The sequence below is a fragment of the Roseovarius sp. MMSF_3298 genome, from assembly GCF_030733705.1.
GTDB lineage: Bacteria > Pseudomonadota > Alphaproteobacteria > Rhodobacterales > Rhodobacteraceae > Roseovarius > Roseovarius confluentis.
Genome location: NZ_JASHIN010000027.1, coordinates 41,460 through 59,791 on the forward strand (window position 1 = coordinate 41,460; position 18,332 = coordinate 59,791).

Annotated in this window: 21 protein-coding genes; 7 read left to right on the forward strand and 14 right to left on the reverse strand. The window is 64.5% G+C overall.

Translation table 11 applies throughout. The features are described from left to right. Positions 1-9 precede the first annotated feature (9 nt). The gene (locus RBB18_RS19070) at positions 10-702 is read right to left on the reverse strand and encodes an NAD-dependent deacylase (protein ID WP_103763217.1); all 693 of its coding nucleotides are present in this window, start codon (positions 700-702) and stop codon (positions 10-12) included. Between the two features lie 121 nt (positions 703-823). Here RBB18_RS19070 and RBB18_RS19075 point away from each other — a divergent pair, with 121 nt between their 5' ends. The 4 genes from RBB18_RS19075 (at position 824) to RBB18_RS19090 (ending at position 4,728) form a co-directional block, all read left to right on the forward strand. Then, positions 824-1,537, forward strand: a complete 714-nt coding sequence (locus RBB18_RS19075; protein WP_103763216.1) for a site-2 protease family protein — start codon at positions 824-826, stop codon at positions 1,535-1,537. Positions 1,538-1,721: 184 nt separating this feature from the next. Beyond that, positions 1,722-3,029, forward strand: coding sequence for a histidinol dehydrogenase (gene hisD / locus RBB18_RS19080; RefSeq protein ID WP_103763215.1), 1,308 nt, complete (start codon positions 1,722-1,724; stop codon positions 3,027-3,029). A gap of 6 nt (positions 3,030-3,035) precedes the next feature. Then, positions 3,036-4,040: a D-cysteine desulfhydrase gene (locus tag RBB18_RS19085; protein ID WP_306111994.1), complete on the forward strand. Its 1,005-nt coding sequence runs from the start codon at positions 3,036-3,038 to the stop codon at positions 4,038-4,040. Positions 4,041-4,047: 7 nt separating this feature from the next. Continuing rightward, positions 4,048-4,728, forward strand: coding sequence for an aspartate/glutamate racemase family protein (locus RBB18_RS19090; RefSeq protein WP_103763213.1), 681 nt, complete (start codon positions 4,048-4,050; stop codon positions 4,726-4,728). 254 nt (positions 4,729-4,982) lie between these two features. On the opposite strand, the gene RBB18_RS19095 is transcribed toward RBB18_RS19090, so the two are convergent. The 4 genes from RBB18_RS19095 to ubiA all read right to left on the reverse strand — a co-directional run bounded on the left by RBB18_RS19095 (position 4,983) and on the right by ubiA (position 9,562). Further along, positions 4,983-6,068 carry a TonB family protein gene (locus RBB18_RS19095; protein ID WP_306111993.1) on the reverse strand — a complete coding sequence of 362 codons (1,086 nt, stop codon included), beginning with the start codon at positions 6,066-6,068 and terminating at the stop codon, positions 4,983-4,985. A gap of 232 nt (positions 6,069-6,300) precedes the next feature. Continuing rightward, positions 6,301-6,624 (reverse strand): hypothetical protein, encoded by a 324-nt coding sequence (locus RBB18_RS19100; protein WP_103763211.1) that lies wholly within the window; start codon positions 6,622-6,624, stop codon positions 6,301-6,303. After that, positions 6,611-8,533 (reverse strand): OmpA family protein, encoded by a 1,923-nt coding sequence (locus RBB18_RS19105; RefSeq protein ID WP_103763210.1) that lies wholly within the window; start codon positions 8,531-8,533, stop codon positions 6,611-6,613. Before RBB18_RS19105 ends, RBB18_RS19100 begins: the two co-directional genes overlap by 14 nt. 63 nt (positions 8,534-8,596) lie before the next feature. After that, entirely contained in the window at positions 8,597-9,562 is a 966-nt protein-coding gene (gene ubiA / locus RBB18_RS19110; RefSeq protein ID WP_306111992.1) for a 4-hydroxybenzoate octaprenyltransferase, read from the reverse strand. Between the two features lie 11 nt (positions 9,563-9,573). Between ubiA and RBB18_RS19115 the strand changes: the two genes are divergently transcribed. The 3 genes from RBB18_RS19115 (at position 9,574) to RBB18_RS19125 (ending at position 12,245) form a co-directional block, all read left to right on the forward strand. Then, on the forward strand, positions 9,574-10,302 hold the full coding sequence (locus tag RBB18_RS19115; protein ID WP_103763208.1) for a 16S rRNA (uracil(1498)-N(3))-methyltransferase: 729 nt from the start codon (positions 9,574-9,576) through the stop codon (positions 10,300-10,302). Next, a complete protein-coding gene (locus RBB18_RS19120) occupies positions 10,299-10,811 on the forward strand; it encodes a hypothetical protein (protein ID WP_103763207.1) in 513 nt (170 codons plus the stop codon). The genes RBB18_RS19115 and RBB18_RS19120 overlap by 4 nt, the downstream gene beginning before the upstream one ends. A gap of 63 nt (positions 10,812-10,874) precedes the next feature. Beyond that, the gene (locus tag RBB18_RS19125) at positions 10,875-12,245 is read left to right on the forward strand and encodes a glutamate--cysteine ligase (protein WP_103763206.1); all 1,371 of its coding nucleotides are present in this window, start codon (positions 10,875-10,877) and stop codon (positions 12,243-12,245) included. A gap of 95 nt (positions 12,246-12,340) precedes the next feature. Here the strand turns inward: RBB18_RS19125 and RBB18_RS19130 are convergent, their stop codons facing one another. The 9 genes from RBB18_RS19130 to RBB18_RS19170 all read right to left on the reverse strand — a co-directional run bounded on the left by RBB18_RS19130 (position 12,341) and on the right by RBB18_RS19170 (position 18,158). After that, a complete protein-coding gene (locus RBB18_RS19130) occupies positions 12,341-12,679 on the reverse strand; it encodes a hypothetical protein (protein WP_103763205.1) in 339 nt (112 codons plus the stop codon). A gap of 12 nt (positions 12,680-12,691) precedes the next feature. After that, complete coding sequence (locus tag RBB18_RS19135) at positions 12,692-13,117, reverse strand: hypothetical protein (protein WP_103763204.1); 426 nt, start codon at positions 13,115-13,117, stop codon at positions 12,692-12,694. Positions 13,118-13,140: 23 nt separating this feature from the next. Beyond that, positions 13,141-13,674: a GbsR/MarR family transcriptional regulator gene (locus RBB18_RS19140; RefSeq protein WP_103763203.1), complete on the reverse strand. Its 534-nt coding sequence runs from the start codon at positions 13,672-13,674 to the stop codon at positions 13,141-13,143. Between the two features lie 125 nt (positions 13,675-13,799). Next, positions 13,800-14,405 (reverse strand): glycerol-3-phosphate 1-O-acyltransferase PlsY, encoded by a 606-nt coding sequence (plsY, locus tag RBB18_RS19145; protein WP_103763202.1) that lies wholly within the window; start codon positions 14,403-14,405, stop codon positions 13,800-13,802. Next, positions 14,398-15,684: a dihydroorotase gene (gene pyrC, locus RBB18_RS19150; RefSeq protein ID WP_306111991.1), complete on the reverse strand. Its 1,287-nt coding sequence runs from the start codon at positions 15,682-15,684 to the stop codon at positions 14,398-14,400. The genes plsY and pyrC overlap by 8 nt, the downstream gene beginning before the upstream one ends. Then, positions 15,681-16,211, reverse strand: coding sequence for an aspartate carbamoyltransferase catalytic subunit (locus tag RBB18_RS19155; protein ID WP_306111990.1), 531 nt, complete (start codon positions 16,209-16,211; stop codon positions 15,681-15,683). The genes pyrC and RBB18_RS19155 overlap by 4 nt, the downstream gene beginning before the upstream one ends. Then, complete coding sequence (locus RBB18_RS19160; RefSeq protein ID WP_306112011.1) at positions 16,208-16,636, reverse strand: hypothetical protein; 429 nt, start codon at positions 16,634-16,636, stop codon at positions 16,208-16,210. Before RBB18_RS19160 ends, RBB18_RS19155 begins: the two co-directional genes overlap by 4 nt. Positions 16,637-16,653: 17 nt before the next feature. Next, positions 16,654-17,211 carry a hypothetical protein gene (locus tag RBB18_RS19165; RefSeq protein ID WP_306111989.1) on the reverse strand — a complete coding sequence of 186 codons (558 nt, stop codon included), beginning with the start codon at positions 17,209-17,211 and terminating at the stop codon, positions 16,654-16,656. Then, on the reverse strand, positions 17,208-18,158 hold the full coding sequence (locus RBB18_RS19170) for an aspartate carbamoyltransferase catalytic subunit (protein ID WP_103763197.1): 951 nt from the start codon (positions 18,156-18,158) through the stop codon (positions 17,208-17,210). Before RBB18_RS19170 ends, RBB18_RS19165 begins: the two co-directional genes overlap by 4 nt. Between the last annotated feature and the right edge of the window lie 174 nt (positions 18,159-18,332).

Sequence of the window (18,332 nt, forward strand, 5' to 3'; positions counted from 1 at the left end):
GGAGCCGGTTCACCCGTTCAGAACCTCGTCCACCCAAAGCGGCACAACCTCGCTGGCCGGTCCACGGCGGTGCTCATCAAAGTCGCGCGAAGCAGTGGAGACCTCCAGGTTCAGCTCCACCGTATGCGCGCCCATCCGCCGTGCGTGCTGACCATAGGCCGCCGCCGGATAGACGTTGCCCGAGGTTCCGATCGCGGCAAAGATATCCGCCTCGGCCAACGCCGGGTCGATCCGGTCCATCCAATAAGGGATCTCGCCGAACCACACGACATCGGGCCGGGTCTGGCACCGCCCGCATTCGGGGCAGGCATCCTCGATGCGCATCTCGTCAGGCGCGGGCCAGCGATGACCACAGGCGTGGCACAACGCCTGGTCCAGCTGACCGTGCATATGCAGTACGTTACGGCTTCCGGCGGCCTCGTGCAGACCATCGACATTCTGCGTGATCACCAGCACTTCGCCGTCATGCTCGGCCTCCAACCGCGCCAGCGCCTTGTGGGCCGGGTTGGGCCGCGCGCCAGCGGCTTGCGCCCTTCGCGCATTGTAAAATGTCTGCACCAGCGCGGGATTACGCGCAAACCCCTCCGGCGTCGCCACGTCCTCGATCCGGTGCTGCACCCAGAGCCCGTCCTCGTCACGGAACGTGCCCAGGCCGCTTTCGGCGGATATCCCGGCCCCGGTCAGGATCACAATCTTCGTCATGGCAATTCCATCACCTCGTCACCGCCTGCCACAGTTCTGCTCACATTAACCTCTACAAGCTCCTTTGAAACCATGCAGCCCATGCCGACGACAGCCAGATACCGGCAAAAGGAAGAAAACTTTGTTCCAGGATACCAACCCCGTTTTCGAATTTCGCGGTCCCTTCGGCGTTCCGGTTCAGATCGGCAGCTCGATCTTCTTGCTGCTGGCCTTCTTTGCCTACACGGGCAGCGGTGACATCGCGTGGACGGCGGCGTCCGTCACCATGCTCATGGTCTCGATCTTCCTGCACGAGATGGGCCACGCCTGGGCCTGCGTTGTCCAGGGCGTGCCGGTCCGCCGGGTCATGCTATATGGCGGCGGCGGTTTCTGCGAACGCGCCCGCTCGGCGACGGCGCATCAGCAGGAACTGATCGTGGCGATGGGACCGATCGTGAACCTCGTCCTCTGGGCGCTGGCATCGTTGGCCTCGGATGCGCTTTGGGACAGCGTTTTCGCAAATGCATCGGGCTACACCGATCCGATGCTGATCCTCTCCTCGCCGCAGGCACAGTTCGCCGAGTATCTCGGTCTTTTCGCCCATATCAACGGCTTTCTGGCCATCTTCAACCTCTTTCCGGTACAGCCTCTGGACGGTGGCAAGCTGTTGCATCTTCTGATGCTGCGGCTTGCCCCACAACAAGTTGCGATGGCGGTGACGGGCGGTATCGGCCTCGTGCTGTCGATCCTGTGGATCCCCGGAATGCTGATCGCGTTCAGCATGGGATGGTGGCTGTTGTTCTTCATTCCTTCGATCCCAAAGCATTTCGCCATGCTGCGCGGCCGTCCCGCCTGACACGAAAATTCGTACGAATTTTCGCGGCAAAGAATATTCGTACGAATATTCTTCTGCCCCGGTCGCAGTTTCGCCTTTTCCGAAAACGCTCTTCCGGCCTTGGAAAAACAGGTTCGCGCAGGGATCACGACCCTTGCTTGAAAGCTACAATCGGCGCAATCGGGATAGGGACAGGAGATTTGCCATGCCCCTTACCCATCTCAAGACCGCCCCCGGTCAGCCCCCCCAAACCGCCGCCGACATCGCGGACACCGTTCAGGTCATGCTCGGCCGGCTAAGGGCCGGCGGAGCCCAGACAGCCTTGGAATATGCCCGCCAGCTTGACGGCTGGACCGGCGAGGTCGCCGTGCCCGCCGCCACCATCGAGGCCGCCATCGCGCGCGTCCCGCAAGACCTCAGGGATCACATCCGCTGGGCCCACGACAACATCTCGCGCTTTGCCGCTGCGCAACGCGCCACCGCGCAGGACATGCAGATCGAGCTGCGCCCCGGCCTGATCGCCGGACAGCGACAGATCCCCGTGCAGGCCACCGGATGCTACGTGCCCGGCGGACGCTACACCCATATCGCCTCGGCGCTCATGTCCATCGCAACCGCCCGCGAGGCGGGCGTGCCCGATATCACCGCCTGCTCGCCTCCAAACGGTGACGCGGGCATTCCCGACGCGATGCTTTACGCCATGCATCTTGCCGGTGCCACGCGCATCCTGTGCATCGGCGGGGTGCAGGGCATCGCCGCCATGGCCTTCGGCATGTTCGGGGCACCCGCCGCGGATATCCTTGTCGGTCCCGGCAACGCGTATGTCGCCGAAGCCAAGCGCCAGTTGTTCGGCCCCATCGGCATCGACATGTTCGCCGGTCCAACCGACAGCCTCATCCTCGCCGATCACACCGCCGATGCCGAGGTCGTGGCCGTCGATCTGGTCAGCCAGGCCGAACATGGGACGACCAGCCCCGTCTGGCTTGCCACCACCGACCGCATGCTGGCCGACACGGTCCTGGCCCGCGTGCCCGAGCTGATTGACGCGCTTCCGGGCCCGAACCGCGCCGCCGCCAGCCAGGCATGGGACGACCTGGCCGAAATCGTGCTTTGCGACACGCCCGAGGACATGGCGCACTACGCCGATGCCAAGGCGCCCGAACATCTTCAGGTCATGGCCGAGGACCTCGGCTGGTGGCGCGAGCGGCTCACCGCTTACGGCTCGCTTTTCCTGGGCGCGAACACCACCGTCAGCTTCGGCGACAAGGCGTCGGGCACCAATCACGTGCTGCCCACGTCCGGTGCCGCCCGCTATACCGGGGGGCTTTCGGTGCACAAGTTCCTCAAAACCGTGACCTGGCAGACCGTGTCGGACGAGGCCGTGCAGGACCTTGCCCGTGCCAGCGCCGCCATCAGCCGCGCCGAACGGATGGAAGGCCACGCGCTGGCCGCCGATATCCGGCTGGACAAACTGGCCGGACCTGCGAAACTCACCGCGAATTCCAAAGGATAGGACTACATGAATCTCGCCAAGTTCCCCCGAGTGCGCCTCGCGCATCTCGCCACCCCGCTCGAACCCATGCCCCGTCTCAGCGAGGCTCTGGGCGGTCCCGAAATCTGGATCAAGCGGGACGACTGCACGGGGCTCTCCACGGGCGGCAACAAGACCCGCAAGCTGGAATTCCTGATGGCCGAAGCGCAGGAACAAGGCGCCGAAATGGTCATGACCCAGGGCGCGACCCAGTCGAACCACGCCCGCCAGACCGCGGCGGCGGCGGCAAAGCTTGGCCTTGCCTGCCATATCCTGCTCGAGGACCGGACCGGCTACAATTACGATAACTACAAGTACAACGGCAACGTCCTATTCGATCACCTGCACGGCGCGACGATGGAACATCGCGGCCCCGACCTCGACATGAATGCCGAAATGGAAGCCGTGGCCGACAAATTTCGCGATGAGGGCAAAAAGGTCTACACCATCCCCGGCGGCGGCTCCAACGCGACAGGCGCGCTGGGCTACGTCAACTGCGCCTTCGAGATGCTGAACCAGTTCGTCACAATGGGCCTCGATGTCGACCACATCGTTCACGCAACCGGCTCGGCGGGCACACAGGCGGGCCTGATCACCGGCCTCAAGGCGATGAACGCGCAGATCCCGCTCTTGGGTATCGGCGTGCGCGCACCCAAACCCAAGCAAGAGGAAAACGTCTACAACCTCGCCGTAAAGACCGCCGAGAAACTGGGTTGTCCCGGCGTCGTTGCGCGCGAGGACGTGGTCGCCAACACCGACTACGTCGGCCCCGGCTACGGCATCCCCGCGGAGGACACGCTGGAGGCCATCGACCTCTTCGCCCGGACCGAGGCGATCCTGCTCGACCCGGTCTATTCGGCCAAGGGCGCCGCGGGCCTCATCGACCTCTGCCGCAAGGGGCATTTCAAGAAAGGCGAGCGCATCGTCTTCCTGCACACCGGCGGAGCCATCGGCCTGACCGGGTACAGCCATTGCTTCGACGTGCCGAAGTAACCCTGCGATGAAGCCGGTCGGAATACTGGGCGGGATGGGGCCAGAGGCCACCATCCTGCTCATGCAGAAGGTTCTGGCCGCCGTACCGGCACAGGACGACGCCGACCATGTTCCGCTGATCGTGCACCAGAACTCGCAGGTTCCGTCTCGGATAAAAGCACTGATCGAGGGCGGCGGCGCCGACCCCATGCCTGTGCTGATGTCCATGGCGCAGGATCTTGAACGCGCCGGAGCGCAGGCGCTTGCGATGCCGTGCAACACCGCCCATCACTACGCCGTCGCGGTGACCCACGCCACCAGCCTGCCGTTTCTGAACATGATCGACCTGACCGCCGAGCATCTCGCCACTGCGGGTGCGCGAACGGTCGGCATGCTCGCGTCCCCGGCCACACGCAAGACAGGCGTCTTCGAGACCGTCTTCGCAGCCTACGACCTCCAGCCTCGGTGGGCCAAAGACGAGGACGCGCTTTTGTCCATCATCCGCGCGGTCAAGGCAGGCGAGGCGCTCGATACGCTTGCTCCGAGGCTGGGGCATATTGCGGCGCGAATGACCGCGGACGGTGCGGATCACCTGCTGATCGCCTGCACCGAACTCTCGCTGATGGCCCACGCGCTGCCCCCCGGCACACCGCACACCGACAGTTTGGACTGCCTCGTGGAGGCAATTGTCAATTTTGCCAAGGCCTGACGGATCGGCATGCCTTGAATACCTCGGGACGGCTGACCTTCGGAGCCCTTACGGTATTTATATATACAATGTATCCCTAAAAAATACGCTGGAATCCACATTTCACGGAGCATCAATTGACCGACCTCACCCGCGTCGCCGGCGATCCCTTGCGCAAGCGCCGGGTGTTCCGAGTCCACACGCCCGACACGATGTGGACGCTGCTGAGCCAGATCGAAGTGTTCGACGTCAGGTGCAACGGATCTCCCCTGCATTCAACGATTGCGATAGACGAAAACCAGCTTTTCCGGCTGCCCCCCCGGAGGGCGCGGAAAGGGCGCCGCACTGCGCACTTGGTCCTGAGCAGCGCTGCGAATTCCTGACGAGCCGGAACTGTCGAGGATACGTATCCAGCCGAGTGACCCGTCCGCGTTGATCTGGAAATAGACCCGCGCCATGCCCGTGGCCTGGTTGTCCACCCGCGGCCCGCGATTGAGCTTCATCAAGACCCGACCGGCATAATTCGTCGTGCCCGCGTTGCCCTGCCCCCCGGAACCACCGAAATCACCAGGGCTGGCATTGCCGACACGACCGAGCGCCGTGAGGTCGGTTCCGTCGCGCTTGTAGGCGGTCAGGGGAGATTCGTAGGTAGGCGTGCGGCTGGCCTGCGCCGGAGGATTGTCCGGAACCCCAAGCTGTTCCGCCGTGGGCCGTGTCGCTGGCGGACGCAGCGACCGGGTGACGGCCGAGGCCGCCAGGTCCGGATCGTCCGCAGCGATCACGTTCTCCGGCGCCTCTGGCGTCGGGGCCAGCGCAGCTTCGTCGGTCTCTGTTGTGGCAGTCTCGGGCTCGGGCGGCACCTCGGTCTCAGCGGTCTCTTCGGCGGGCTCCGGCGCGGCATCCTCGGTACCTTCAGGCGGTTGCGGGGTGGCCTCGGGCGCGTCGGGCGCAATCATGGCGATGTCCGACGTGCTGCTGTCCTCGCCACTGTCCTCTGCCGCCTCCTCGGCCGGGCGACCGGCCCCCTCATCAGGGCTCCCGGTTTCGCCCGCCGGACCATCGGGAGCGGTGACGTTCTCGGGATTGTCCGAGGCCACCATAGCCTGGCTTGTCTGCATCCGATCCGGTTGCTGCGCATCGGGCGGCTGGGGCGCCTCTGCCGGCTCCGGTGCGGGCGGCTCCGGTAGCGGTTCGACAAGATCCTCGAAGTTGCGTCCCGTCTCGGGCGGTGGCGGCGCCTCTTGCGTCTCCGGCGGCTCCTCGGGCGCGTCCAGAACCTGCCGCCAGCCAAAGCCTGCGACGTGCAGGAAAAGCGATACCAGGATCGCTACAACGGCCACGGGAAGGGAACGTCTTATCATACGAAGGCTCGCTCGGTCATCGCGCGTGCGGTTCGGCGATCTGCCACTCGGTCGCACCGGGCAGCGTCACTCTGGAAACTAGGCAATTGAGCGACAGGAACAAGCGTTACGGCTCCTCAAGACACCGGGGACCATCCCACGTTGGCGTTACCTTACGCCATGCGGTGCCAGCGCGAAACTACGCCCTACGCTATCGTGAACTTCGCCATGTCGAAGGCTTTCGCACCGTGCATCAGGCGCGGCTTCCTTCCAGCGCGTTACGCAGTTCCTCGGCTTCGTGCCGCGCCTCGCGCAGCCCGTCCATCGTCGCCGACAATTCCGCCTCGGCCTGGCTCAGCTGGTTGGTCAGTTCCGCCTCGCGCTGCTGCAGGTAGGTGATCGCCTGGTCGCGGGTTTCCTCTGCCTCGTGCAGTTCCTGCGCCATGCGTTCCAGTTCACCCACGTCGGAACCAGACACCCGGATGAACCGATGCACCAGCCAATTGGCGAACCATCCCATGCAGAACGCCACGAACAGGACAATCGCCGTGGCTATGATAAATTCAGTTCTGTTCATCCGTCCCAGATTCCTGCTCGGCGTCCCCACCCGCCGCATCGGTCTCGTTTAGCGCTTCTTCTTCCAGCGCTTCAAGCGTTGTTTGCTGTTCTTCGATCGGTTCCGGACGTATCACCCGGAATTCGATCCGGCGGTTGGCCTCGCGGCCTTCCTCGCTGTCATTGTCGGCGATGGGGTCGCTTTCGCCGTACCCCTTGGCCCGTATCGCCGAGGTCAGCACCCGCCGCGTCCGCAATTCGTTCAGCACCGACTGCGCCCGCGCCTGGCTCAGCTGCTGGTTCATCACCTCGCGCCCCTGGCTGTCGGTATGGCCCTGGATCTCCATCCGGATCTCGCCGCAGGCTTTCAGGATCGCCGCGATCCGGTCCATGATCTCTGCACCGTTGGCGTCAACATCGGTCTCGCCCGGTTCGAACGTGATCTTGTTCTCGGCCTGCACCTCGGCGATCTGAGCCTCGCACTCCTCGGGCGTGGGCTTGCTGGCCACAGGGTCCAGCTCCTCACGGTAGGCGACGTCGATATCGAACTCCGCCGCTTCGCCAAGCTTGGCAGCGAACATCGCCGAGATTTTCGCACTGGAGTCCTCCTGCCCGGTCAGACCCGACACGGCGATCTCCTCCGGGCCGACCGTCACGGCGCCGTTGGACAGGTAGGCCAGCGCCTCAAGCCCTGTCAGCACCCGCACCGTCCAGTCCGCAGGCAGGTTTTCGGCCACCCGCGCCGTCGTGCTCACGACGTCCGAGCTGAACTTGGCCTTTGCGAAACTGTCGACCATCTCGCGGGCCTGCGCACTTTCGACCCGGCCGCGGATCTGTACCAGCCCCTCAGGCGAGAGCGTCGCGACGAATTCCGGCGGCGCCTGCTCGGCGTCGTCCTTGGGCTCGGGCAGCACAGCCTTTAGCGCAAAGACATCGGGCAGGCTCGTCTCCAGCTGCCCGATCACCGTGTCATAAAGTTTCTCGTCGGTCCCTTCCGCTGCCACGAGCGCGATATCCGCGTCCGAGAACGTGACGCTGCCACCCCCCAGTTCGCCCAGCGCCCCGATCGCAAGCTCGGCCGCGCGGCCCCATTGCGGAGACGGAACCCCCAACGCCAGCGTGCATTGTGCCTTCTGCTGCAAGCCGGCCTGCCCGGCGGCGGCAAGGATACGGTCCTTCGCGGCTTCGGTATCGGCCGCGCAGGCGTCAAAGCTGCCCTCGCCATCCTCCAGCAGATAGCGCAACGTGAAAGGCGTGATCACCGGGCGTGGCGCCGAGATGTCCAGCCGCAGGCGAACACCCTCCGGCACCCGTCGCGCCAGTTGGGTTTCCAGGTTGCGCTTGTCCTCTTCGCTGTCGGCCATGGCCACCACGCTGACCCGCCGCGCCTCGACCGAGATCTTGGTGCGCGGCATCCGCTCCAGGATACCAACGGCATAGTCAAGCGCCTCGTCCCAGCTATCGGGTTGCGGATAATCGGCGGTTTCCAGAAGGTCCGTCACTTCCTTGCCCGGCGCGCTATCAGCGACGTCCTCGATCAGTTGCTCGCGGTCGGTCGACGCCGGAATCAGCCCGATCAGCGACAGTCCGCTGTCATTGCTCAGGATCTCGACCGAGAATCGCGGTGGCGCGATATCGGCACTGTCGGCCACCAGCATCTGGTCGATGATCCGAGCGGATTCTACGACGCTACCCGCGATGGACAGCGCCCGAAAGCGCGTGGCCTCGGATGGCGCCGTGCCCGCAAGAAACACCTGCAACCCGTCTGCGTCCACTTCGGTCCAGGTCATGCCGCGCTCGTCCAGCGTGTCCCGCACCGAGTTGCGCGAGCCCTCCTCGATCACCTGTACCGAGAATCGTGCCGCGAAAAGACACAGCACGAAGGCAAGGAAAAACGTCCCGAAAATAGCGAAGATGGAGGAAAGGCGCATGAACCGCAGGCTCGCCGTTGTTTACCACCCAGCCTATTTATTCGCCACGGGGCGTGAGTGCAATCAAACGAAAAGGGCTGCGGCGAAAAACGGCAGGGGCAGCAGGCCCGCATCGCGGTTCGAACGGAACAATCGCAAGAGAGTCGGATCGTCCTCCATGTCGAACTGCCTGAGCTGCCAGAACAAGTGCCAGCCGAACGCCCACGGACCGATCAGCGCCACCAGCACCGCCAGGGCCGAGCTGCTCACAGCCGCGCCGAGCACCGCGATGGCCATCAGGCTGACCGCGCCGATCAGGAACTTCTGAAGCCAGGCCGGCGTGCGTTCCGCGAACAGCCGCGCCGTGGATTTCACGCCGATCAGCGCGTCGTCCTCGGCATCCTGCTGGGCATAGACCGTGTCATAGAACAGCGTCCATGCAATTCCAGCCAGGTACAGCACCACCGCCGGCCATTCCAGACGCCCGCTATGCGCCGTCCATGCCAGCAGCGCCCCCCAGTTGAACGCGAGGCCCAGGAAAATCTGCGGCCACCACGTGAACCGCTTGGCAAATGGATAGATGCAGACCGGCGCCAGCGAGATGACCCCCAAGATAATTGCCGCCATGTTGAACGTCAGCAAAATGCAGAACGCCACCAGAGCCTGCGCCACCAGCCACGCCAGCGCCTGCATCACGCTCACCTGCCCCGACGGGATCGGGCGCGAGGCCGTTCGGGAGACCGATCCGTCTATGTGCCGGTCGGTGATGTCGTTCCACGTGCACCCCGCGCCCCGCATCAGGAACGCGCCGATCCCGCAGCCCGCGAATATCCACAGGTCGTGCCACGTGGCGCGCCCGTCATGCAGCATCGACAAGAGCAGCCCCCACCAACACGGCAGCAACAGCAGCCACGTCCCGATCGGCCGGTCCGCCCGACTCAGCCGCAGATAGGGCCGGCTCCAGGCCGGGGCCGAGCTGTCCACCCAGTTGCCCTTGACGGCATCGGCCACCTCGCCGGTCGCATCTGGCGTCTGGTTCGGTCCGGTCATATGTTGGCCCCATGTCGACTGCAAAGATCAGGCTTTATGTAGAGCACCCGCTCGGGGAAGGGCAAACGGTTCCTCTGGACCGCGACCAGGCGCATTATCTCTTCGGGGTCATGCGGCAGGGTGCGGGCGACGCTGTCCTGCTCTTCAACGGCCATAATGGCGAATGGCACGCCACCGTGGCCGAGGCGGGCAAGCGCAAAGGCCTGCTGAACGTCGAGCGTCAGACCCGCCCTCAGCAAGACCCGCCCGACCTCTGGCTGCTTTTTGCACCGATCAAGAAGGCCCGCACCGACTTCATCGTCGAGAAGGCCGCCGAGATGGGCGCCGCCCGCATCTTGCCCGTTCAGACCGATTTCACCAATTCCGAACGCATCCGGCAAGACCGCCTTCAGGCCCATGCCGTCGAGGCCGCCGAGCAATGCGGCGGCACATATGTCCCCGAAGTGACGGACCTGCAGAAGCTCGACCGCCTGCTTGCCGACTGGCCGGAGAACCGCCAACTGATGTTCTGCGACGAAGCCCTCGCCGGACCAGGCGAGGCCGTCCGCAAAGACGGACAAACGGCGCCCTGGGCGATTCTCATAGGCCCCGAAGGCGGCTTTTCAGACGCTGAACGCGCGCGGCTCAAAGCCTGTCCTTTCGCGCACCCCACGGCCCTCGGCCCGCGCATCCTGCGCGCCGACACCGCCGCCGTGGCCGCCATGACCGTCTGGCAACAGCGCTTCGGAGACTGGAAATGAGCTTCATCCGCCCCGAAGCCGCTCAAAGCCTCACCCGCTGGCGCGAAGTGTTGATCGGCATCGCCGTCATCGCCCTCGGTGCCTGGTGGTCGCTCGGCTTTATCGGCATCCTGTCCTGGGTCGGATACGCGCTTCTGCCCATCGGCGCCGCACTTGGCTTCATCGGCCTGCAACGCGCCCGCTTCCGCGGCGCCACCGGCGGGCCCGGTATCGTGCAGGTGGATGAGGGCCGAGTCACCTATTTCGGCCCGCTCACCGGTGGCACCGTCGATCTGGCCGAGATGTCCCGCCTCACGCTCGACCACGCCGCCAAGCCCGCCCACTGGGGCCTGCATCAACCTGGCCAGCCCGCCCTGATGATCCCGACCACCGCGCAAGGGGCCGACACGCTCTTCGACGCCTTCGCCACCCTGCCGGGCCTTCGCGTGCAGAAAATGCTCGCGGCGCTCTCGTCACAAGATCGCGACACCGTGACCGTCTGGTCCACCTACTCCAATCGGCTGCATTGACACCCCCGCTCATTCGGGCCAAGCCTCTCCCCCAAGTTCGCGCGCAACGCAGGAAAATTCTCTATGTCCATCCCCCAATCCGGCGGCGGCCCGATCGAGTCAGAGGCCCAACTGGCAGGCTATCTCGAAAGCGGCTGCAAACCGCGCGACGACTGGCGCATCGGCACCGAGCACGAAAAGTTCGGCTACTGCAAGGACACGCTCAAGCCCATTCCCTATGACGGCGACCGCAGCGTGCGCGCCGTTCTTGAAGGCCTGCGCGACAAGCACGGCTGGTCCCCGGTCATGGAAGGGCACAACCTCATCGGCCTCGAAAAGGACGGCGCCAATGTCAGCCTTGAACCCGGTGGCCAGCTGGAACTCTCCGGCGCCCCGGTCGAGACGATCCACCACACCTGCGACGAGGTGAACGTCCACCTGGCCGAGGTCAAGGACGTCGCCGACAAGGTTGGCGTCGGCTTCATCGGCCTCGGCGCGGCGCCGATCTGGCGGCACGAAGACATGCCGATGATGCCCAAGGGCCGCTACAAGCTCATGGACGCCTATATGCAAAAGGTCGGCACGATGGGCCAGACCATGATGCGCCGCACCTGTACCGTGCAGGTCAACCTCGATTTCGCGTCCGAGGCTGACATGGTCCAGAAACTGCGCGTCGCGCTGGCCCTGCAACCCGTGGCCACTGCGCTTTTTGCCAATTCGCCCTTCCTCGACGGACAGCCCAACGGCCACAAGTCCTGGCGCGCCCGCGTCTGGCGCGACTTGGATGCGGACCGTACCGGCATGCTGCCCTTCGTGTTCGAGGATGGCTTCGGGTTCGAGCGTTATGCCCAATACGCCCTCGATGTGCCGATGTATTTCGTCTACCGCGACGGACAGTATATTGACGCGCTCGGTCAATCCTTCCGCGATTTCCTCAAGGGCGAACTGCCCGCTCTGCCCGGCGAAACGCCAACGCTGTCCGACTGGGCCGATCACCTGACCACGATCTTCCCCGAGGCGCGGATCAAGAAATTCATGGAAATGCGCGGCGCCGATGGCGGCCCGTGGCGGCGGCTTTGTGCCCTTCCCGCCTTCTGGGTCGGGCTGATGTACGACCAGTCCGCGCTCGACGCCGCGTGGGACTTGGCCAAGGGCTGGGATGCCGAGACGCGCGAGGCCCTGCGCGTGGCCGCCAGTGAACAGGCGCTGGATGCCAAGGTCGGCAACATCTCGATGCACGACCTCGCCCGCGAGGTGCTTTCCATCGCCGAGGCCGGCCTAAAGGCCCGCGCCCGCCCCGGCGCCGGCGGCATGGTCCCCGACGAGACCCATTTCCTCAACGCCCTTCAGGAAAGCGTCGAGTCCGGCCGCGTACCCGCGGACGAATTGCTCGACCGCTATCACGGCGCGTGGAATGGCGACCTGACCAAGATTTACGAAGAATTCAGCTACTGATAAGTGCTCCCGCCCCGGGCTTGACCCGGGGCCTCACACGCAAACAGAAAAGGCCGCCCCGAGCAGGGCGGCCTTTCCATCTGTCAGCACCCGCCTCAGCTATCGGCAAGCATCTTGGACCTGGCAAGCGTCAGCCGCAGCGTATTGACCGCGTGCGAGAAGCCCAGGCCAAGGCACAGCACGGCCAGCCCCAACCCGACGAAGAACGCCATCACCGGCGCCTGCGCCAGGATCGGGAACGCCGCCGCGATGAGTAACACGCCGCCCGCACCGATGGCACAGAACCCCGTGGCGACAGTCACCGCCACTAGCCGCGCCGCTGGCCCGGTCTCGGGACAGTCCCGCTGCATCGATCCGACCAGCAGGATCATCCGGGTCAACACCGCCAAGGCGGCCAAAGCCAGCCCGATGAAACTCAGTAGAAATACCATCATGTCATGTCTCCTTCAGATGGGGCGCGCGTAGAACTCGCGCCGGAAATTGCGGTAGAAGATGCCGAAAACGCCGCCCCAGAGCGGGGCAAAGATCAGGCCGAACCCAGCGAATATGACGAATTCCTGCGCCGCGCTCTGGCCGCCGGTCGCCAGAAGGTACAGCATGAAGAGGCCCGCCGGCACGCCGTAGCTGACCAGCGCCAGCCCAGCGATGCGCAACGGTTCTGGCGGCCTGCGGCCCAGGTACCACAGCAATACCGGCACCCCGATCGCCAAGTAGAAAGGTCCGCCGAACACTACGGCCACGACTGGAATTCCCAAGGCCCAAAAGCCCCCCGCGGCCACTGCCAGCGGTGCGCCCACCAGCGCGAAAAAGAACGCCACGGGATCGACCACGTATGTCTCGTGCAGTTTTATATTTTCAGTTATTTCTGTCATGAGTGAAATCTCCAGCCAAATTTTTATTCGGATTTGCCTTTCGGCAGGAACTTCGCAACACGCGCGCCCAGTTTCACCGCGCTCAGTTGAACCGCACGCGGCAGGCGCGACACGTCACGATACCAGTCATCGAAAAGCTGCATCGTCTCCAGCGTCTCGTGGATGCGTCCGCGCACCTGTCTGGGCGTGCCGTCCGATTCCGCCTCGTCGGCCACCGCCCGCAGCGCGGCCAGTGTCGGCGCGTATTCCCGCTCTCGGCGTCCCTCGATGACAACCGTCACAAGGTCGAACATGTCACGCACCGAGGTGAAATGATCCCGCCGGTCGCCAAGTTGCCGGCTGACCTTCACCAGCTTCCAGGCCTGCAATTCCTTCAGCCCGTTGGATACGTTCGACCGCGCAAGGTTGAGTGTCTCGCTGATTTCCTCGGCCGTCATCGGGTCCGGCATGACATGAAGCAGCGCGTGGATCTGCGCGACCGAGCGGTTGACCCCCCATTTCGCGCCCATCTCTCCCCAGTGAAGGATGAAGTTCTGTGTGGCGGGCGAAAGCTCCATAACGTGATTCCATAAATTTCTGTTACAACAGAAATAGCAGAAACCACGGAAAGGTCAAGCACTACACCTTTTTATTACTCTTCTCGCAAAATTGGCGATGATTGCCTAACCAAGCGCAGCCGCGATTATTTCTGGCCGATCTTCGGCTCCGTTCCGTCCCGCAGCCGCCGTATATTGCTGCCATGACGGAAAAAGATGAACAGCGTCAATATGATGCCCAGCACGAACAGATCCCGGTACCCCAGGAACACCATCCAGATCGTCGATAGCGCCGCCATGTAGATCGCCGCCATGCTCGAGATCCGGGTCGCCGCCGCCGCCACCAGCCAGCTCAGGCAACATGCAATGCCCACCGGCCAGGCCAGCCCCAGCATGATGCCAAGGAACGTCGCCACCCCCTTGCCGCCGCGAAACGACAGCCAGACCGGGTAACAATGCCCGGCGAAGGCGGCGAGCCCCGCAAGTTGCGCGGCATCCTCACCCGCCACCGCCCGCGCCAGCAGCACCGCTGCCGCGCCCTTGCCACCGTCCAGGATCAGCGTTGCCAACGCCCCCAGCTTATTCCCCGTGCGCAACACGTTGGTGGCGCCGATATTGCCCGAGCCGATGTTGCGAAGGTTGCCAAGGCCCAGGACACGAGCCACCACCATCCCGAACGGGATCGACCCAATCAGGTATCCAAGGACGCCCCACAAGGCGAGAACGGTCAAACTTGACTGGAAATCAGGCATTTAAGTTCTCGAAAACCACTTTCCCGGAAACATAGGTCGCAAGAACCCTACCCTGCAAGCGTTGCCCGTCAAACGGGGTATTTTTCGATTTCGAGCGCAGCGTCCAGCGGTCCAGTACGAAAGGCACATCGGCGTCGAACAGAACAAGGTCCGCCGGGGCCCCCTCGGCCAGGCGCCCCGCTTCCAAACCCAGCCGCTTGGCCGGGTTCAGCGCCAGCGCTCGGAACAGGCAAGGCAGGTCAAGTTCGCCCGAATGGTAGAGCCGCAACGCCGCTGGCAGCAGGGTTTCCAGCGCCACTGCCCCGCTCGCCGCCTCCTCGAAGGGCAGACGTTTGGATTCCTCGTCCTGCGGCGTGTGCATCGAGCCGATGATGTCGATCCTGCCGTCTCGCACCGCCTCAACCATGGCGCGCCGGTCATCTTCGGACCGCAGCGGCGGCTTGACCTTGAAAAAGGTGCGATAGTCCGCCACGTCCAGCTCGTTCAGAGTCAGGTGATGGATCGACGTGCCCGCCGTCACGTCCAGACCCGCCCTCTTGGCACGGTCCAGCGCCGGCAGGCTGGCCGCCGTCGTCACCTGGTCGATATGATACCGCGCGCCCGTCGCCTCGACTAGTGCAAGGTCACGCTCCAGCCCCAGGCGCTCGGCCACGGTGCCCACCCCCGGCAAGCCGCGCAGCGAGGCGAACTTGCCGCTCGTCGCCGCCGCCCCGGCGCTCAGCCCCGGATCCTGCACATGCCCGATCACCAAGGCGCCCAGGCTGCGCGCATAGGTCAGCGCCCGGCTCAGCACCTTGTTGTCAGTCACCACGTGATCGCAATCGGTAAAGGCCACCGCACCGGCATCCATCAGAAACCCGATCTCGGTCATCTCGCGCCCCTCGCGCCCTTTGGTCAGTGCCGCCATGGGCAGCACGTTTACCGGCGCAGCCTCATTGGCGCGGCGGGCAACGAATTCCAGCGTTTCCGGGCTGTCGATCGCGGTCAGCGTGTCGGGCCGGGTGATCATCGTTGTCACGCCTCCCGCCGCCGCCGCGGCCCCGGCGCTGCGGTAACTTTCCTTGTGCCGCTCGCCCGGCTCGCAGACCTTTACGCCCAAGTCCACCATGCCCGGCGCCAGGAATTTGCCACCGCAATCGACCCGCTCATCCGCCCCTTGCGCGGCCGCCTCGCATCCCCGAGCGTTGATGCGGCCATCCTCGACCAGCAGCCAGCCCTCGATCACCTCTCCCGCCTCGGGATCGACCAGCCGCGCGTTCTCGAACAGCACCTTCGTCATGCACTCTGCCTTTCCTGAACCTGCCGCATCAGACGCAGCACCTCCTCGGCCTTAGCGATCCGCTCGAAACCGATGTCCACGCGGTAATGCCCGTTCTTGCGCCGTCGCATCTCGTGGTCGAACATGATCGACCCCGGCGCACCATCCTGGAACTCAAGCCGTGTCCGGTCCGTAATGGGATAGCTTTTTAGCGTCCGGCCCCGGAACGGCAGGTCCCGCGCGATGAAGGCCCTCCTGTCGGTCAGCGTGTACCACGTGTGCCGCCGTTTCCAAGGCTCCCAGAAGATCCCGCCAAAGGCGATCCCCAGCCCGACCGAGAAATGGATCAGTCCGAACATCCAGAACATACCACCCGCCTGCGCCGCCATCACCATCCAGAACAGCGCAAACCCCGCGAAGAACAACCCAAAGACCAGCGCCGCGGCATGCGCCGTCCGGAATGTGATGGCCGGATCGGGCCGTCCCTGCCACAGCACCTGTTCGCCGGGATCGAGAATGCCCGCCCACTCGTCCTGCAAGGCGGTCATGGGCGCGTCTCCGCTACCGCCGCCTCGATCCGGGTTTTCACGGCGTCCCGGTCGGCCTGGTATTTCATCAGGTGCTTGTCTCCCCCCGCCGTGACGATCTGCACGGCCGAGCCCAGAGCGCGTATCTGCGCGATGTCCCGCAGCCACGCCTGCTTGCCCAAGGGGCCTAGCACGCGCCGGTCGGTCAGATCCCACCGCGCCTTCATCTCGTCCGACGCCAAATACCCGGCGCGTACAGCGATCGCGGCCAACCCGCCCACGGCACCAGTCCAGACATGCGGATTGCCGATGGCCCAAAGCACGCCCATGCCCAGCGCCATCGCGCCCGCGGCCATCCAGGCATGGTCACGCCAATAAGCCGTGCGATCCGCATGAAAAATTTCCAAAACCCGCTCTCCGGCTTCAAGTTCCGCCTGCGGCACCATGACGGAACGCGGGTCGCTCACGAAGCCACCCACACCACGACAGCCGTCAGCACGAACAGGACAAGCAGCGCGATCATCGCCACCCGGCCCGATATCGCCGCGTCCGATTTCTTCTTCGGCTCGGCCTCGGCGGCCTCCTCCGGTGCGGGTGCCACCTGCGCCCCGGCGCTCGGCAGCGGTTCGAACTGCACCGGCGCCTTCTCTTCGTTCAACGTCGCCACCAGCGTCAGCGGCGCCCGCGGGGTCAAAACCTGCGCCTGCCCGCCAAAGGCCCGCGAGCCAACAATCAGCACCGTACCCTTCAGACCTTCGACAACCACGTGCTCGTCTTCCAGATCGTCCCAGGAAACGCCCATCCTCTCTTCCAGGTACTGGTGCAGGCCAAAGCCAGTCAGGTCCTCTACCTGGATCAGGTCGACATGATGGGGGTCCAGCGTTTCGGCCCCAAGCGCATCCTGCAACGGCCAACTGCCGTTGCGCCGGTTGAAGGTCTCGGCCTCCGCGCGGTCCAGGTCCACGTCAAAAACGCGCACCACGCCGCTCTCGCTTTCGCGTATTTCGATCCGGTCGCTCATGCCATCACCTCCTTGGGCCTTGCCCGCAGGTTTCGTGCCAGCAGGTCCATGGCCGCCATGCGCACGGCCACGCCCATCTCGACCTGTTCCTGGATCACGCTGCGGTTGATGTCATCGGCGATCTCTCCGTCGATCTCCACGCCCCGGTTCATCGGGCCGGGATGCATGACAATGGCATCCGCCTTGGCATGGCGCAGCTTTTCGGCGTCCAGGCCATAGCGGTGGTAATATTCCCGCTCGCTGGGGATGAAGCCGCCATCCATCCGCTCCCGTTGCAGGCGCAGCATCATCACCACGTCCACATCCTTCAGCCCTTCGCGCATGTCCTCGAACACCTCTACACCGAATTCGGCAATTCCCGCCGGCATCAGCGTGGGCGGCCCCACCAGTCGCACCCGGTTCTCCATCTTGCCCAGAAGGATGATATTCGACCGCGCCACACGGCTGTGCGCGATATCCCCGCAGATCGCGATGCTCAACCGGTGCAGCCGGCCTTTCGCCCGCCGGATTGTCAGCGCGTCCAAGAGCGCCTGGGTGGGATGCTCGTGCCGCCCGTCACCCGCATTCAGAACGGCGCAATTCACTTTCTGCGCCAGCAGATCCACCGCCCCCGATTGCGGATGCCGCACCACCAGTAGGTCGGGATGCATGGCGTTCAGCGTCATCGCCGTGTCGATCAGCGTCTCGCCTTTCTTGATCGACGATGCCTGCATCGCCATGTTCATCACATCCGCCCCCAGCCGCTTGCCCGCCAGCTCGAAACTGGCCTGCGTCCGGGTCGAGTTCTCGAAAAACATGTTGATCTGCGTCAGCCCCGCCAGCGCATCGGCATGCTTCTGGTCGCGACGATTGAGGTCCACGTACTGGTCCGACAAATCAAGCAGGGTAGAGATATCCGACTGCGCCAGGGGCTCGATCCCCAGAAGATGCGCGTGTTGAAAAGTCATGCCAGCGCTCCGACGTCAACTGCCTGCGCGCTTATAGGAAAGCCCGGCGCTCGGGGCAAGCGTAGGGTGGGGTTCCACCCCACCATCCCACAGTCCGCGCCCCACAGCGCGAGAGGCCGTCCCGCCCGATAAGCAACCCGTCTTCCCCCGCCCCGCCACAGCCGCTATCTTCCG

Excerpts from the sequence above, each read along its gene's own strand:
- RBB18_RS19070 (WP_103763217.1), bottom strand. The coding sequence starts at position 702 with ATGACGAAGATTGTGATCCTGACCGGGGCCGGGATATCCGCCGAAAGC.
- hisD (WP_103763215.1), top strand. The coding sequence starts at position 1,722 with ATGCCCCTTACCCATCTCAAGACCGCCCCCGGTCAGCCCCCCCAAACC.
- RBB18_RS19085 (WP_306111994.1), top strand. The coding sequence starts at position 3,036 with ATGAATCTCGCCAAGTTCCCCCGAGTGCGCCTCGCGCATCTCGCCACC.
- RBB18_RS19090 (WP_103763213.1), top strand. The coding sequence starts at position 4,048 with ATGAAGCCGGTCGGAATACTGGGCGGGATGGGGCCAGAGGCCACCATC.
- RBB18_RS19095 (WP_306111993.1), bottom strand. The coding sequence starts at position 6,068 with ATGATAAGACGTTCCCTTCCCGTGGCCGTTGTAGCGATCCTGGTATCG.
- RBB18_RS19100 (WP_103763211.1), bottom strand. The coding sequence starts at position 6,624 with ATGAACAGAACTGAATTTATCATAGCCACGGCGATTGTCCTGTTCGTG.
- RBB18_RS19105 (WP_103763210.1), bottom strand. The coding sequence starts at position 8,533 with ATGCGCCTTTCCTCCATCTTCGCTATTTTCGGGACGTTTTTCCTTGCC.
- ubiA (WP_306111992.1), bottom strand. The coding sequence starts at position 9,562 with ATGACCGGACCGAACCAGACGCCAGATGCGACCGGCGAGGTGGCCGAT.
- RBB18_RS19115 (WP_103763208.1), top strand. The coding sequence starts at position 9,574 with ATGTCGACTGCAAAGATCAGGCTTTATGTAGAGCACCCGCTCGGGGAA.
- RBB18_RS19120 (WP_103763207.1), top strand. The coding sequence starts at position 10,299 with ATGAGCTTCATCCGCCCCGAAGCCGCTCAAAGCCTCACCCGCTGGCGC.
- RBB18_RS19125 (WP_103763206.1), top strand. The coding sequence starts at position 10,875 with ATGTCCATCCCCCAATCCGGCGGCGGCCCGATCGAGTCAGAGGCCCAA.
- RBB18_RS19130 (WP_103763205.1), bottom strand. The coding sequence starts at position 12,679 with ATGATGGTATTTCTACTGAGTTTCATCGGGCTGGCTTTGGCCGCCTTG.
- RBB18_RS19135 (WP_103763204.1), bottom strand. The coding sequence starts at position 13,117 with ATGACAGAAATAACTGAAAATATAAAACTGCACGAGACATACGTGGTC.
- RBB18_RS19140 (WP_103763203.1), bottom strand. The coding sequence starts at position 13,674 with ATGGAGCTTTCGCCCGCCACACAGAACTTCATCCTTCACTGGGGAGAG.
- plsY (WP_103763202.1), bottom strand. The coding sequence starts at position 14,405 with ATGCCTGATTTCCAGTCAAGTTTGACCGTTCTCGCCTTGTGGGGCGTC.
- pyrC (WP_306111991.1), bottom strand. The coding sequence starts at position 15,684 with ATGACGAAGGTGCTGTTCGAGAACGCGCGGCTGGTCGATCCCGAGGCG.
- RBB18_RS19155 (WP_306111990.1), bottom strand. The coding sequence starts at position 16,211 with ATGACCGCCTTGCAGGACGAGTGGGCGGGCATTCTCGATCCCGGCGAA.
- RBB18_RS19160 (WP_306112011.1), bottom strand. The coding sequence starts at position 16,636 with ATGGTGCCGCAGGCGGAACTTGAAGCCGGAGAGCGGGTTTTGGAAATT.
- RBB18_RS19165 (WP_306111989.1), bottom strand. The coding sequence starts at position 17,211 with ATGAGCGACCGGATCGAAATACGCGAAAGCGAGAGCGGCGTGGTGCGC.
- RBB18_RS19170 (WP_103763197.1), bottom strand. The coding sequence starts at position 18,158 with ATGACTTTTCAACACGCGCATCTTCTGGGGATCGAGCCCCTGGCGCAG.